12 protein-coding genes are annotated in these 15,486 nt (G+C 41.7%); 2 read left to right on the top strand and 10 right to left on the bottom strand.

Translation table 11 applies throughout. The features are described from left to right. The first annotated feature begins 54 nt into the window (after positions 1-54). Together VK097_RS04300 and VK097_RS04295 are read left to right on the top strand one after the other, a co-directional pair. Entirely contained in the window at positions 55-951 is an 897-nt protein-coding gene (locus VK097_RS04300; RefSeq protein ID WP_324210571.1) for a ClpXP adapter SpxH family protein, read from the top strand. Positions 952-1,354: 403 nt separating this feature from the next. Next, positions 1,355-1,537, top strand: coding sequence for a hypothetical protein (locus VK097_RS04295; RefSeq protein ID WP_324210570.1), 183 nt, complete (start codon positions 1,355-1,357; stop codon positions 1,535-1,537). Positions 1,538-1,562: 25 nt separating this feature from the next. Here the strand turns inward: VK097_RS04295 and VK097_RS04290 are convergent, their stop codons facing one another. From VK097_RS04290 to VK097_RS04245, 10 genes are all read right to left on the bottom strand, one after another. Beyond that, positions 1,563-2,765 (bottom strand): MFS transporter, encoded by a 1,203-nt coding sequence (locus tag VK097_RS04290; RefSeq protein ID WP_414672154.1) that lies wholly within the window; start codon positions 2,763-2,765, stop codon positions 1,563-1,565. Positions 2,766-3,219: 454 nt separating this feature from the next. Next, positions 3,220-5,031 carry an oligoendopeptidase F gene (pepF, locus tag VK097_RS04285; protein ID WP_324210568.1) on the bottom strand — a complete coding sequence of 604 codons (1,812 nt, stop codon included), beginning with the start codon at positions 5,029-5,031 and terminating at the stop codon, positions 3,220-3,222. 113 nt (positions 5,032-5,144) lie between these two features. Then, on the bottom strand, positions 5,145-6,317 hold the full coding sequence (locus VK097_RS04280) for a competence protein CoiA (RefSeq protein WP_324210567.1): 1,173 nt from the start codon (positions 6,315-6,317) through the stop codon (positions 5,145-5,147). A gap of 117 nt (positions 6,318-6,434) precedes the next feature. Beyond that, positions 6,435-7,952: a mechanosensitive ion channel gene (locus VK097_RS04275; RefSeq protein ID WP_324210566.1), complete on the bottom strand. Its 1,518-nt coding sequence runs from the start codon at positions 7,950-7,952 to the stop codon at positions 6,435-6,437. 196 nt (positions 7,953-8,148) lie between these two features. Continuing rightward, on the bottom strand, positions 8,149-8,847 hold the full coding sequence (gene mecA / locus VK097_RS04270) for an adaptor protein MecA (protein ID WP_324210565.1): 699 nt from the start codon (positions 8,845-8,847) through the stop codon (positions 8,149-8,151). A 364-nt stretch (positions 8,848-9,211) separates the two neighbouring features. After that, entirely contained in the window at positions 9,212-9,607 is a 396-nt protein-coding gene (gene spxA / locus VK097_RS04265) for a transcriptional regulator SpxA (protein ID WP_324210564.1), read from the bottom strand. A gap of 272 nt (positions 9,608-9,879) precedes the next feature. Continuing rightward, positions 9,880-10,467 (bottom strand): GNAT family N-acetyltransferase, encoded by a 588-nt coding sequence (locus VK097_RS04260; RefSeq protein ID WP_324210563.1) that lies wholly within the window; start codon positions 10,465-10,467, stop codon positions 9,880-9,882. A gap of 194 nt (positions 10,468-10,661) precedes the next feature. After that, complete coding sequence (locus tag VK097_RS04255; protein WP_324210562.1) at positions 10,662-11,882, bottom strand: putative glycoside hydrolase; 1,221 nt, start codon at positions 11,880-11,882, stop codon at positions 10,662-10,664. A 131-nt stretch (positions 11,883-12,013) separates the two neighbouring features. Continuing rightward, positions 12,014-13,597, bottom strand: coding sequence for an FMN-binding glutamate synthase family protein (locus tag VK097_RS04250; protein ID WP_324210561.1), 1,584 nt, complete (start codon positions 13,595-13,597; stop codon positions 12,014-12,016). 62 nt (positions 13,598-13,659) lie between these two features. Beyond that, positions 13,660-15,372: a pyruvate oxidase gene (locus tag VK097_RS04245; protein ID WP_324210560.1), complete on the bottom strand. Its 1,713-nt coding sequence runs from the start codon at positions 15,370-15,372 to the stop codon at positions 13,660-13,662. Between the last annotated feature and the right edge of the window lie 114 nt (positions 15,373-15,486).

Raw genomic sequence — 15,486 nt, 5'->3', positions numbered from 1 at the left:
GTTACTTATGGCTATTTGTTGATTTTCTGACATCCTTTAGAAAGGAGAATCGATGTGAGTTCGAATCAGGCAGGATTATCAAGCTCAAATAACACAAACACATCGTCAAAATATAGCTACGTCGATTTTGTTCAAAAACCGGTTGAAATATATGTTTTTATCGATCCGTTATGTCCCGAATGCTGGTCACTCGAGCCTTATTTAAAAAAGCTGTCCATTGAGTATGGGCGTTTTTTCACCTTACAGCCGATTCTCAGCGGGCAATTAAACGAATTAAATAAAGATATTTTTGATAAACCAAAACGCTTAAAGCACATCTGGGAAAAAACCGCTTCTCGCACCGGTATGTCATGTGACGGCGACTTATGGACAGAAAATGACATCACGTCGCCATGGATTGCTTCGCTTGCCATAAAGGCGGCTGAACTGCAGGGCAAAAAAGCGGGAAAGACATTTTTAAGAAGGATTCAGGAGAGCGCGTTCCTTGGCAAAGAAAACATATCCGACGTGTCCATTTTGCTGAAATGCGCCGAAGAAGCCAATCTGGATTATGAGGAATTTACAAATGATTTGTATTCACAATCAGCCAAAAAAGCGTTCCAATCTGATTTGAAGCTGACACGGGAGATGGAAGTGGACTATATTCCGACGATTGTGTTTTTCAATCAGAAAACAGATGAACAGGGCATTAAAATTTCGGGGCTCTATCCCTATGATATCTATGTGGAAATATTGAAGCAGATTCTGCAGAAAGACCCTGTTCCATCGAGCAAACCGCCGCTCGAACACTTTGTACAGTATTATCAGGTTGTGGGCAGTAAAGAGGTATCCGTTGTATACGACTGGTCAGAAGCGAAAACCGATAAAGAAATGAAAAAAATGCAGCTGCGTCAGTCGGTCAAAAAAATCCCGGTAAAATACGGTACATTTTGGGAATATATTGATGTATGAAACTCAAAGTTAAAGAGGATAACTTTGGGTTTTTTGTTTTAAAGAAGTCGGTGTTCACACAAGGCAGCAGAAAAAGAGCCTTCCTTCTTTTTCCCGTAAAATAAAACAGGATGTACGGGGCAGCGTACATCCTGTTATTCTCCGTCTCTGTATAAACAAAGGGGGATGGGAGAAAGTTTCATGATCAAAAACAAAGGGGTTTTTGTTTGTGACTCATATCACATTATTAATCGTATCAATAGACGCTTCATTTATCAATTAGCGTGTTCAGCATTTCACAAAAATGTCACGGTTCTATTTCACATGTTTGTCACATATTTTGTAACAGCGGCATGATTTCGCCGTAAGGGGATCTATGGCAACGAAATCAGCCATTAAGATTCCAGTACTTGAGGAGGATACTATGAAAGAAATTCTACCGTTTGTTTTTCTCATTATAATGGTGATTGCTGCGTTTTTGAATATACTCGGACTGATGCAGCTGATTCCATTGTATATTACGCTGCCAATGCTTTTTATCTCGATTTATTTAACCATTTTCACATTTACACACCGGAATGTTTACCGTGGCCGGATGCGCGGATGACTGCCTGTCAAGACGAGATAAAGATCTATTCGGCAGGTGTCCCTTGTCCGGCTTCCAGGTTTGATTTTGATGCAAAAATGCGGAACAGGACATATGCCAGTATGGATAAGAAAATACCGGAAATATAAGGGAGGCCAATGGCAACGGAATACAAAAGTCCCCCAAGTACGGGCCCTATTATTCTTCCAAGTGAATCGAATGAGGACAAATATCCAGTCACCAGTCCGTACCCCATTTTGGATTTTTTAGTTAAAAGTGAGGAAACACTAGGGCGGATCACGCCATTACCGACACCGAAAATCGCCAGAAAAATAGCCGCGGTCGTAAAGTTTTGGGTGAAAAGGATTAGTCCGAATCCGGCGGCTGAAATGAGAATACCCGCCTGAATAATAACCGCTTCCCCGAATTTCTTTGTCAATTTCCCCATCGATCCCTGTACAGCGGCACTGGCCAATCCCATGATCATAAAAATGTAACCTAATGTAACAGCATCAAGTCCTGCCGTTGCTGCTGCAAAATAAGCAAATGTTGCCTCCAATCCGGATAGCGATAATGATACGAAAAATTGCAGAAAATATAACATAGCGATTGGATCGCGCAAAGCTTTGCCCCATGATAAATTATTTTTCGAGGCAGCTTTATTTTCAGAAAGATGGATTGACTCTTTCAGGATGAATAATACCAGAATTAGTGTTATAAATGATAATATCCCGGCGATATAAAATGGCGCCTCGAGATTAATATTTGTGAAAATCCCGCCAATTGCCGGGCCCAATATGAAACCCAGTCCGGTGGCTGCCCCGACAATTCCCATGCCTTTTCCGCGTTCATCTTCTGTAGTTATATCAGCAACGTATGCCATCACGGTCGGCATGTTCGCTGCCGATAATAAACCGCCAATTATCCGGGCGGCAAACAGCATCCATAGGTTTGTGGACAATGCCAGCATGAAAAAGGATAAAGAAAGCCCGAAAATACCAATCATAATCACCGGCTTTCGACCGATTCTATCGGAAACCTTTCCCCACATCGGGGCAAATATAAATTGCATGAATGAATAAACCGCCATTAATAATCCAAGCTCAGCCGGTGAAGCCCCCAGTTCCTCTGCGTAGAACGGCAGCACTGGAATAATAATACCAAACCCGACCATAACAAGAAACATTATGGAAAAGAGAACCGGCAGTACCCTATTCAGTGTCAAAGTGATCCCATCCTTGTTGTTCATAAGCAGTTTCAACCCTGCTGTCATTTAAGCCAAAATTTATTATATCATATAAAAGCCGACATAAATACGGCGCTGTGGCACTTAATTCATAAACTGCGATATAGTGACAGGGTTGATTTCCGGTTCGGGCAGGCGGGCACCTTAGGGCAAAACTTCAGCTTCCTGCTCAGATTCAGCTTTCACCAGAACAACCTGTATTCTCCATGACCATGCTGTTCTGTCGATAAAATTATCTTCTGCTGATATTTCCGCTCTTCTGTTGATACCGAGCCCCTTCCGCTGATACTTGGTTCCTTCCGCTGATATTTCCGCTCTTCTGCTGATACCGAGCCCCTTCTGCAGATGTTTCCATCCTTCCGCTGATAGTGTCGCAGAGTCCTGATTCTATAACTAGTTTGCACTCGCTGACAAAATAAAAGACTGCCACCGAGGGTGACAGCCGTTTATGCCGAACTTATTTCAGCAGCAATTCTTCCATTTCATTCAATTTTTCCTCAAACACATCGAGTGCTGACAGTATCGGTTCTTTTGAAGTCATATCAACACCGGCTTTTTTCAGCACCTCAATCGGGTAATCACTGCTGCCTGCCTTCAAGAAATCGAGATAACGGTCAACCGCTCCCTCTTCCCCATTCAGAATGTTATGTGCAAGTGTAGTTGCAGCGGAAAACCCGGTTGCGTACTGGTACACATAATAATTCATGTAGAAATGCGGGATACGCGCCCATTCTTTGCCGATTTCTTCATCTGAAACGACATCTTCCCCATAATATTTTTTGTTGAGATCATAATAAATCTCCGTTAATGATTCTGCTGTCATTGCTTCACCATTTTGCATGCGTTTATGAATCTCATGTTCAAATTCAGCAAACATAGTCTGACGGAAAACAGTACCCCGGAAACCTTCAAGATAATGGTTCAGCAAAAAGAGCTTCTGTTTCTCGTCATCAACATTTTTCAGCAAGTAATCATTTAACAGAGCTTCATTGGTTGTCGATGCCACTTCGGCCACAAAAATCGAATAGTTGCCATAGCGGAATGGCTGTGATTTGTGTGTGTAATAGCTGTGCAGGGAATGTCCCAATTCATGCGCCAATGTGAACAGATCATCCAGTTTATCCTGCCAGTTCAGCAAGATATACGGATGGGTCCCATATGCACCGGATGAATAGGCACCGCTCCGTTTACCCTTATTTTCATCGACGTCAATCCAGCGGCTTTCAAAGCCTTTCTTCAGCACACTGACATAGTCATCTCCCAATGGTTCCAAGCCCTGCAGCACATATTGCTGAGCCTGTTCATACGGGATGTCCATATCGGCATCCTGAACAAGCGGTGTATAAATATCATACATGTGCAGCTCATCCATTCCGAGCACCTTTTTGCGCAACCGCATGTAACGGTGCAGGAGCGGAAGCTTTTCATTTACTGCCTCAACCAAATTATCGTACACCTGCTCCGGGATGTTATTGCTGTCCAATGCCGCCTGACGGGCGGAATCATAGTTCCGGACTTTGGCATTGAAGTTGTCCGTTTTCACGGTGCCGGTCAAGGTTGATGCGAACGTGTTAATAAATTCACCATACGTATCGTACATCGCTTTAAAAGCCGATTTCCGGACGTCACGGTCTTTCGATTTCAAAAAACCAATGTACCGGCCATGTGTCAGGTCCACCTCTTCCCCGTTTTCATTTTTAATCGACGGAAACTTTAAATCGGCATTGTTTAGCATGCTGAACGTATTGGATGCGCTTGACATCGGTTCCGACGCTTCCGCCAGCAGTGCTTCCTCTCTTTCATTGAGCACATGCGGACGCTGCCGGTTAATTTCATCGAGGACATGTTCATACAATTTTAAATCCTCTTGTTCATCCAAAAATCCACGCAGCTTCTCCTCGTCCATCTCCAAAATTTCCGGCACGATATAGCTCATTGAACTTGAAGCTTTGGTTAAGACGTTTTCCGCTTTGGAATCCATCGCCTGATACTTTGAATTGGTCGTGTCCTGATCATAGCGCATATGGGCGTATGTAAACAATTTGCCAAGACGCTCTGACAGCTGATCCTGAAGTTGCAGCACATCATACAGATTTTGCGGGGAATCAGCAATTTTCCCCTGGAATTTCTCAATTGCAGGCAGAGCCTTTTTCAGTGATTCCAATTCTTTCTCCCAGTCTTCGTCCGTTGCAAAAATATCTTCCAGTTTCCATTTGCGTTCTTCCGGTATTTCGCTTCGTTTCGGCAGTTCTTTTGTGGCATTTGCCATGTGCGAGTCCTCCTTATAAATCCAGATACATATAATATTCTATTCTGCTGTTAAAAACTCCTGCCTATTATTTAGTATAACGAATCATTCATGAATCATGCCCGTGTTTTGCTTTATGAAGATGAGATAAATTGATCCAGTAACAATTCGTCTCCTTTCAAGGCAGATTCGATATGCTCATAAAAGATAATCGGATTTTGCTTGGTGAAGTGATTGGGAGCGGTCTCACGAATGATTCTCAGCTGTTCCAGGAGCTGGAGATACTGATAAACAGGGTTTGCATTTGAATTAATCAGGGGAAATGACGCTGAATGGCGAACATGGTGGCGCAGCATATGCATGCATCGTTGAAGACTGAATGTTCCACCTGCTGCGATTGGATGAATAATTTCAAGACACAGACGGCTCTGCCAGTCCCATGGCTGTGTTTTCATCCTAAATTGTGCGGATACAGGAAGATAAATAATGGATGGAAGGGTTTCACGATGCGCGGCATTGGCATAAAGCCATTGATTCCACATCAGTTCCCGGCCAAACATGCGTCTGGAAGGACGTATACGGAACGACCGCTTTTCCTGTTTCCAACTTTGAAATAGATCCTGTCGGGTAAAAGAAGAAGCATTGAACAAATCAGTAAACACCATGTCATTTAATTTGCGAATGGTTATCTTCCCCATTGCCCGCTGCATTACCGGGAAATACAGATCCTGAAATGAAATAAATCGAAGTGTGTTGGGACAGAAGAAATATAATGTTAGCGGAAAATCTGAAGAGAACTGGTGGATGAAATGAAGCTGAAACTGATCAATTCCGATTTCATTCCGTTTACGGCGATTAAATTGATTGGCTCCCAAAATCCAGATGGGTACAATCCCCTCACGTTGGTAACCCTTATTGCGTTTAATGATCTCGGCGGACGGGATTCTGGCACACTGGTACTCAATCGCCACCGTCTTGTTCTTTAGCTTAATCAGGATATCAGAGCGCTGGCTGATTGTCGGTAGATATGCCTCCAATTGGGCATCAAGCTGCTGGTATTTAAGCCATTGATAAAGCAGCAGCTTACCTTTTTCGTGATACGGTCCTTCACCACCTTCCCGGACCGGACAGTTGCTTTTCGAAGTGTGGGCAAAATGTGGTATCATTTTGGAACCCGCTTTCGCGATGACTGGCTCCTGACACGCCGGACAAAAGAACTGCGTATGTTCCTTCAATGATGAGATTTCCTTTTGTGTGAATGATGCCAGTGTAATGATGTTTCCATATTCAGTTTTCGCTTGCAGCATAAAATTAGCACCTCCAAACTTAATATTCGACAAAGGACAACAAAACCCTGCAAAAAAACAGAAAATATTTAAGAAGCACCCGTCTTAAGCGGATGCTTCTCATTAGCTGGATGAATATTATTCTCTGTCGTTTACTTTTGTTTCTTCAATTGTCTCATCGAATTTACGCAGATATTTTCCGGCAAATTCTTTTCCGCCCAGTCCAAACGCAAGGCCGAATGCTAATGCCAGGCCGCCCAGAATAAGCGTAAAGGCAGAGGTTACAATTGATACGGCAATGCCTAATTGGGTCAGTGCCATGAATACGGCAAGTGCCAAAATCGCATATTTTGCAAAACCTGCCAGAATTTTAATGGCCGGTCCTGATAGCAAATTGACAAGCACTTTCTCGACGATGTTTGCAATAATTAATGCAACTCCAAGAATGAGCACGGCTGCCAGTACATTTGGCAGATATGCTGTTATGCCTGATGCTATATCCACCAGGAAATCCAGTTTGATCAGGTACAATGCCTGTACTGTCAGGAAGAATATAATCAAAACCTGAACAATATAGCCTGTTACAGCAGATGGTGTCATCTTGGATGAAGAAGCATCCTTATTGCCGATTTGCATTTTCGATGTCAGTCGATCAAACCCGACATTTTTGAGGAATTGCTGCACAAATCCGCCAATGAATTTTCCAAGCCATACTCCGAACAGAACCAGTACAATCGCTATCAGGATGTTCGGCAGCATATTCATAATTTGATTCAGCATTGAAATTGCCGGCTCTGTGATACCTGCCAGTTCCAATTTTTCAAGTGCTGCAATCGTAATCGGAATCATGATCAGGATAAAGATCAGATTTCCAACAAATTGTGCAAAGCTTGTTCCCTCAAACATATTTTGAAGCTTTAGCTTGCGGATGAGACCTTCAGACCCGGATGCATGCAGCAGATTCACGACAATGCTTTTGACAATCTTAGCAACAAACCAGCCAATTGCAAAAATCAGTGCAGCTGCAACCAGCTTTGGAATAAATGCCAGCATCGTACTCAGTAAACTGCTGAACGGTTCTGAAACACCAGTGATGCTAAGTGCATTCAAAATACCTGGGACAAACAGTAATAAAACCAGATAGAATACTATCTCACCGATTTTTTCTAAGTAACCTTTTGCTGTTTCCTCGTCGTCAGTAATTTTCATTTTAGAAAACAGCTTTTGCAGATTCAGCTTGCTGCCGCCCTGCACGATCAGCCATTTGACAATAGTGGCAAGCACCCAGGCAAATACTAATATAAGAGCTGCTTTCAGCACTGCCGGGATAAAACCGAATATTGTCGAAATTAAGTCTGATAATGGATTTGCTATCATGTCCAAGTTTAAAATGTTAAAGAATAAAATGAACACAATAACCAGCAGTATGTAGTAGACCGTACTACCGATAATTTTGTCGGAGTTTATCGGTTCGTCACTACTGCGGAATTTGTTAAACACCTTTTCATCCAGGTCCGTTTTCTTTAAAGCCTTTTCGACAGCACGGCTAATTAATTTGGCAATCAGCCATCCAACCAGCAGAACAAGGATAGCAATGATAATATTTTGCAATCCCTGCAAGAAACCTGGAGGTACGTATTGCTCGATAGAATTCATACCTATCTTCTCCTTTCCTTAAGATACTTAACTATACCTTCCCTGCATAACATCTAAACGTGGAATTTACATAATTTTTTCCATAGAGCATTCGATAAATTTCGGGAGGGCTTGACCTTTTATTCTTCGTCTATGCACACTGCAGATTCAATCAACATATTCCGCCCGAAAAAAAGCAAAAAAAAAGACACTCTTTTTATTCAGAGCGTCCAATCGCAGCTGGAAAATGGTATCGGATTTGTCCAAATGTGTCATTTTCAAAAATCTGTTTACCATATTCCTCAAGGAAATGAATGGTTACATCCGTGTCATTTGCGAACTCAAATATTTGACTGAGCAAGTCTTCCTGCCTGTCATCGTCCTCTTCTTGCGGAAACTCAACATACAAGTAATAATCATCTTTATAATGGTAAAGCATGTTGTCTAATTCATCATCATTGCCTATGAAATAATGACTCAGTTGAATGACATCCTCAAAGTCACTGAAACGGACAATCAGTGAAAGACTGCCATCCCCTTCATCTTTCACGGGGGCTTTGTCTGCTTTTTCTTTGCCAAACTTATCATCAAGAACATCATCTATCTTATCGTCCATTGAGATATCAACTGTTTTTCCATTCTCATCTGGAAGTTCAATATTCTCACCATCTTTGGAAATCTGTGCTTTCGTTACAACGATTTCCAAACCCTTATCCATTGCCTGGACTTGAATCCATAATGGACCATCAACGTTAAAGTCCTCTTTATAGTTAAGTTCTTCCATCATTTGCCAGAATAGCTGTTCTCCCCGTTCACGGTTATACCAGATTTCTTCACGCTGGAATCCGCGATCTTCAATATCTACATACGTAATATAAAACTTTACCGTATTTTCATTAATACGTTCTATTTCCATTCTTTTTCTCTCCCTTCGTTAAAAGAGTCATGACTTTCAGGGTCAAATCCAAATGGTGGAAGAGTCAATTTCATACTATTACTATTCATATTCCCATTTTGAACACTTTTATAACCAATCATTAATCCTTAATTTCATTGTATGATACTGGCTTCGTGATTGGAAATTTATATGCCTATATACAGATGATTAATTTCATATTTTAACTGATATTGCCCCTGTTGTCACTAGCTGTTCTCGAAAATCATTGCTTCATATCCACACTGCAGGGTAATCGATTTGAACAGCTTGGATTCCAGTTAAACAAAAAACGCAGACCTGGTATTTAAGGATCTGCGTTTTTTGTTTTTATCCTTGCTGATAATCAGTTAACCATTCGCTGAGCTTCGCGTAGTTGGAAGGTGCGTACCGTTCTTGGCAGGAATCTGCGGATCTCATCTTCGTTATATCCTACCTGCAGCCGTTTTTCATCAAGAATAATCGGCCGGCGCAGCAACCCGGGATTTTGCTGAATCAATTTGAACAAGTCTTTCATCGGTAATTGGTCAATATTGACATCCAGCTTTTGAAAAACTTTCGATCGGGTTGATATAATCTCATCAGTACCATCTTCGGTCATACGCAATATTTCCTTGATCTCATCGAGTGTCAATGGTTCAGAAAATATATTACGCTCATTAAATGGTATGCCCTGTTCTTCCAGCCATGCCTTAGCTTTTCTGCAAGAAGTACAGCTTGGTGAGGTATAAAGTGTTACCATGTAACTTCACTCCTCAATCTAGAATGTATAAACATTTCATGAACAACAGATAACTTATTATTAAATTAAAATAAGTTTAAATAACTTATATGTATAATTATACTATAGTTGTCAAACAAAAGGTAGAGGATTTTCTAAAAAAGTTGATAAAAATTATATTTGTTCACCAAATGTTCCCATCTGCTTGTAATCTTCCCTAAATCATTTTTAATTAAACCCTCTAATTGAAAACTATAGCCTCCCGGTTCCTGAAATTACCAGGAGGCTATAGTTTATGCTTTCTCAGTCAGGTTTTCAAATATGTCATTTGAATTGCGTTCTTCATCATAACTCAGAACTTCATCAACCGGCTGGTAGGGTTTTCCGTAAATTTCTTCATCTTTATACGTATGAATCACTTCGTACATTTGCTTCATTTTTTGATATATTTCTTCTTCAGGTTCGTCATTTGGTGACCAGTACAGTATTTCCATCGGTGTTTCTTCATTCGTAGCCAGGGAACGTCGGTTATAATCTATATACTGAGCATGGCTGAATCCTTCACGTTTATAGAAGTGGAGCCGCTTGGCGCTATCCGTATCATCATAATCAACAGGTTCCACTTCCAGGATAATCGGTTTATTCCGCCTTTTTAGTTTTTCAATCAACTTATGACCAATCCCCTTTCCTCGTGCTTGAGAGGAAACCCAGACGTAGTCGATAAAAAGGAATGAGTCGAATTCAGCATACATTAAGACATGGTATTGTCCCTCATCCTTATGGTATACATCCCCTTTTTCCTTCATCAACATTTCCATATGCTTCTTGGATTTCATTTCCTCGATGGGGAAGTACTTGTTCAGTTTTTCATACCAATTCATAGATCTACTCCTTCGATTAGTAGTCTTTTCCATTATAACGATAAACCTTCCTTTTGTTAAATCAGTTTAAGCACTGTGTCCCCTTATTTTCCTTTATTTAGCTTACTGTGAACTTATTATGATTAAAAAAACCGGGTTTTATTCATAAAAACCCGGTTTTTCAAGTATAGAAATCAAATTCGCCGATATGTGATTCAATTCATTGGTGTGTAATCAACATTTTCTGTGTAACTGTTACGCGCATTCCAAATCAGGAATTCGTTTATGCCGTTTTCATTCAACGCCTTAATCTGTGCTTCTACTTCTTCTTTACCGTACTCGGTTGGCGCTCCGTTATAAAGCCACGGCGCTTCGAAATCCTGAATCCACGGCCGTGAGACAGGCTGTTTGTCCAGCTGACCGAGAATCTTATTCTCAACTTTCGCATATTCAGTCACTGTTTTATACGGCTCTTTGTCCGGAAATTCAATGTCAAAATAAGACGTCCAATGGCTCGGATAAATCATCGAGGAAATGACATCAACGTTGCTCGCGATTTTAGGGAAATTCTGACCAATCCCCGGGGCTTCCTCGATTGTAGCCGTGTACCCGAATATATCAACCGATACATCCACATCATAATAATTCAGTTCTTTACGCGCGTATTCAACAAATTCGGTCACTGCTTTAACACGCCGCTTCACATTGCTCATATCCTCATTCTTATAATCGCCCTGGCTGTAGCTTAGTTCGTCATCCCTGTCCTCAAATCCTTCCGGGAAACGGACATAATCAAACTGGATCTCCTGAAAACCAAGCTCAGCTGCTTTTTTGGCTATCTTAAGATTGTATTCCCAGACTTCTTTTTGAAATGGATTGACAAACGCCTCGCCTTTATTATTCGTCCAAACTTCCCCGTTTTTCTTAAAAGACAGATCGGGGCGCTGCTCAGCAAGTATTGAATCTTTAAAGACCACTATTCTGGCAATCGGATAAATACCTTTTTCTTCCAGATGTTCCAGCATTTTCCGGGGTTCATCGATATAATTGACGGCAGCATCCGAATATGGGGAATCTTCCGGAACGCTGATTGTCAAATTTCCGTGATCCTCTTTAATATCAATGACCATCGCATTTAAATCAGACGTCCTGACGAGGTCGACAAGGTTATCAAACCGCTCGCCGCCTGCTGAAGGCCCTGTTACGTAAATGCCTCTGACTGCATCCGGATACTCGAAATTCAAACCTGAATCATATGTAAACCGCCGCATCTTCTGTTCACTGTCGATAGCGGACAGACTCGTTTGCCGTTCGATGTGCGGGCTCGCTTTTAACGTCTCTTCACCCTTTGTTTCCTGTGAGGTAATTGGTATTATCGCCACGATGACAAGGAGAATAATGACGAAGGCTATGATCATGAGGCTTTTTTTCTTCATTATCTATCAATCTCCCATCCCCTTTTAAATCTATTATAAAGGAAATTGACAAATAATAGAATATGAAATCTCAAAATTTGACAAAAAAGATTTTAAAGTAACCAAGTTTGATAAAAGGCATTTCCCTAAGGTTATTTATATTCGGTAAACGACTGATTATTCGAATTTGAAAATTCTTTAAATGCTGAGCGGTATACAAGATGATCACGGTTAAATTTCGTCGGACTGTCCAAGCCCGCCACAGCAGCCAAATTAAACAAATCATTTCTTAGAGTAATGAGGTAATTGGCCACCCGATATTTTTTCTCCTCAATGTCCAATGCCTTCTGCAGCTTTTCGTCAGTTGTTGCTACGCCGACAGGACAAGTATTTGTATGACATACCTGTGCCATGATGCACCCTGTCGAGATCATAAACCCCCTGGCAATATTGATCAGATCCGCTCCAAGACAGAGCGCCATCGCGATTTTATCCGGCGTGAGAAGTTTACCGGAAGCTATAATTTTTGTTCGATTTCTCAGCCCGTATTTCTTAAGCGTTTCATCCACTAGTGGAAGTGCGGAAAATGCCGGCAGCCCCACTGAATAGGCCAATGCATAAAACGAAGCTCCTGTACCGCCTTCTCCCCCGTCGACAGTTATAAAATCGGGCACAGTATCTGTGTCGGCCATAGCCTTGATAAACTGATCCACTTGCTGTTCATCACCTGCAACAATCTTAACGCCAATCGGCTTTTCGCTGACATCCCTTAATTGCCCCAGAAATGAGAGCAACTGATCCGGGCCTGAGATGCCCGGGAATCGATTGGGACTGTTAATATCCTTTCCCGCCTCCACTTTGCGAATATTTGCAATTTCTTCTGTTACTTTATCACCGCTTACATGGCCGCCCCGTGTTTTAGCACCCTGAGCGAGTTTTAATTCAAACGCCTTTATTTGCTCCGTCCCGGCATGTTTCTTAAATTCTTCCCAGGAAAAATGACCATCCTTATCACGGACACCAAAAAAACCGGGGCTGATTTGCATGATGATATCAGTATCCCCCTTCAGATGATAAGGCGAAACGCTCCCTTCACCGGTATTCATCCAGCTTCCCCCAGCCAAGCCAAGGCCCTTGGACAGAGCTGTTATCGCACGGTCACCTAATGATCCATAACTCATGGCTGATTGACCGATCAGACCTTTTAACCGAAACGGATAACGAACTGTATGCTCTCCCAAAACCACCTTGTCGTCATCATGGAGAAAGGCTGGTTCAATTTCGGTGTGCTTACTTTTTTCTTTACGGCTGAATAAATTTTCTTCATTAATCTCATAAACTCGCGTTTTAATTTTTGGAGATTGGCCGATCTTTAACTCTTCTTTCACTGCAGGAAACATATTATTCACTAAATAGAACCCATCATTTTCGAAATTCCGTTCAGCGCCAAAACTCATCATGCTGTTGTTGTATTTCCCCGCCTTAACGACAATTTCATATTGATTCCGGTTAAAAGGTTTACCTTCCTGATTGTTTAAGAACAAATACTGTCTCAGCTCCGGTCCCATTTTTTCTAAAATATAACGCATTTTACCCAGAATCGGGTAATTTCTCAGGACTGAGTGTTCTTTTTGTTTCACATCATGAATATAAAGCCGCAGCAGTAAAACGGCCGGCACCAGTATCAATAGTGCTATAAAGATAATAAATCCAATCTCAAACCAATTTTTCGCCATTTATAAAACACCTCTTATATAAAACAAATGCCAGTAATTCCAATCCTTCAAAAAAGTTGTTCTTAGAATAATCGCTTTAATACCGTCTTTAACGGCGGCATGTCCATCTGCCCTTCGTTTTCGATCATTTTTTTCCATAAATGTTTTGAATATTGAACTGCCTGGCTCCATTCAATTTTACCCGGCAGTGGTGCACTGTCCTCTATTTGTGCGTCAATAATGATTGGCACACTGCTGTTTTTGGCTGATTGTAATGCATCAGAAAGTTCGTCTGTACTGCCCACGCTAAAGCCTCTACCTCCACTGGCCTCAGCAAATGTTGCATAGTTGAAGGGCTGTAAATCTGTCTGGTACGGAATATTTCCGAGTTCTTCCTGCTCATATTTAATCATTCCGATCTTTTCATTGTTTAAAATAATCACTGTAATCGGAAGCTGATATTTAACTGCTGTCATGAAATCCTGCATCACCATTGAAAAACCGCCATCCCCGCAGATAGCTACCACTTGTTTATCAGGAGCATTCAGTTTCGCAGCAATCGCACCAGGCAGTCCACACCCCATGGTCGCCAGCCAGCTTGATATGATAAACTGCTGATTCGTCATTCTCAGGAATCTTGCCGTCCACGTCGTGACATTTCCGACATCCACCGATAATATAGCATCATCATCGATAAAATCATGCAATCCGTTGATGACATGAGCCCCCAGCAATCGATCATTCTCAGCATTCACCATATTATCGATATGTGTCCACCAGTTATCCATATTTTCCTGGCATGCTTTTAGATAGTTGCGGTTGTTTTGGTCAGCTACCTGTTCAGTGAGATGCTGTGATACTTCCTTTACTGTTCCTGCCAGTCCAACATTAACAGGATACCATTTTCCAAGTTTATCAGGGCTGATATCGATCTGAATAGCAGATGCATTATCAGGCAAAAATTCGCGGTATGGAAAACATGTACCGGCTAGAATCAGCAAGTCTGTTTCCTCCATTGCTTCATAGGCCGGTTTTGTGCCAATTTGTCCCAAGTTGCCTAGATTCAGCCGGTGTTCATCAGGCAGCACGCCTTTTCCTCTTAAAGACACAACGACCGGTGCCGCGATTTTATCAGCAAACGCCACCAGCTCCTCTCTGGCATCCAGGGCGCCCTTACCCGCAAGAATGACAGGTTTCTTTGCCTGCTCCAGATGTGAAATTGCCTGATCCATATTATCCCTGGTCGGAAAAATATTGAATTCAGGCACAATCGTTGACCTTAATGACTTTTGATTAACAGAGTCCAGAAACACATCATCCGGGACCGACAAAACGGCCACACCTTTTTGATCATAAGCCTCTTTGAATGCCTGCTTTAATAATGGCTGTAATTGTTTTCCGGAAGTGACCCTTCGATTGAGTATGGCTACGTCATCAAACATTCTTTCCAGTGTTACTTCCTGGAAATTATCTGTTCCCAGCAAATCGTGCGAAATTTGTCCGGTAATGACAACCATTGGTGCACTGTCCTTCTTAGCATCATACATGCCATTTAGTAAATGGATAGCGCCAGGTCCGCCTATTGACACACATACGCTCACATTGTCTGTGAATTTTGCTTCTGCCGATGCTGACAAAGCGGCGACTTCCTCATGACGTACCTGGATGAAGTCAATATTATTTTCAGATTTACGCAGTGATTCTATGAGATTATTGACTGAATCACCCGGATAGCCGTAAACATGATTGATATTCCAATCTTCCAGAATTTCAGTAACTGCGACTGACGCTTTCATAATAGCTGCCTCCTGATTTACCATCCGAATTTTACTACAAGACATTTTAGTCGTTGTAATTCCTTTACCCGTCAGGATTTATGTAAAAACATGGAACATTCAGAGCTTTGAAGT

Origin of the sequence: Lentibacillus sp., from assembly GCF_035301675.1 — a bacterium.
Taxonomy (GTDB): Bacteria; Bacillota; Bacilli; order Bacillales; family Amphibacillaceae; genus Lentibacillus.
The sequence above is the reverse complement of the archived record's forward strand: the minus strand, read 5'-3'. Positions and strand labels throughout refer to the sequence as shown.

Coding starts and splice junctions, on each gene's coding strand:
- VK097_RS04295 (WP_324210570.1), top strand. CDS start 1,355: ATGAAAGAAATTCTACCGTTTGTTTTTCTCATTATAATGGTGATTGCT.
- VK097_RS04290 (WP_414672154.1), bottom strand. CDS start 2,765: ATGAACAACAAGGATGGGATCACTTTGACACTGAATAGGGTACTGCCG.
- pepF (WP_324210568.1), bottom strand. CDS start 5,031: ATGGCAAATGCCACAAAAGAACTGCCGAAACGAAGCGAAATACCGGAA.
- VK097_RS04280 (WP_324210567.1), bottom strand. CDS start 6,317: ATGCTGCAAGCGAAAACTGAATATGGAAACATCATTACACTGGCATCA.
- VK097_RS04275 (WP_324210566.1), bottom strand. CDS start 7,952: ATGAATTCTATCGAGCAATACGTACCTCCAGGTTTCTTGCAGGGATTG.
- mecA (WP_324210565.1), bottom strand. CDS start 8,847: ATGGAAATAGAACGTATTAATGAAAATACGGTAAAGTTTTATATTACG.
- spxA (WP_324210564.1), bottom strand. CDS start 9,607: ATGGTAACACTTTATACCTCACCAAGCTGTACTTCTTGCAGAAAAGCT.
- VK097_RS04260 (WP_324210563.1), bottom strand. CDS start 10,467: ATGAATTGGTATGAAAAACTGAACAAGTACTTCCCCATCGAGGAAATG.
- VK097_RS04255 (WP_324210562.1), bottom strand. CDS start 11,882: ATGAAGAAAAAAAGCCTCATGATCATAGCCTTCGTCATTATTCTCCTT.
- VK097_RS04250 (WP_324210561.1), bottom strand. CDS start 13,597: ATGGCGAAAAATTGGTTTGAGATTGGATTTATTATCTTTATAGCACTA.
- VK097_RS04245 (WP_324210560.1), bottom strand. CDS start 15,372: ATGAAAGCGTCAGTCGCAGTTACTGAAATTCTGGAAGATTGGAATATC.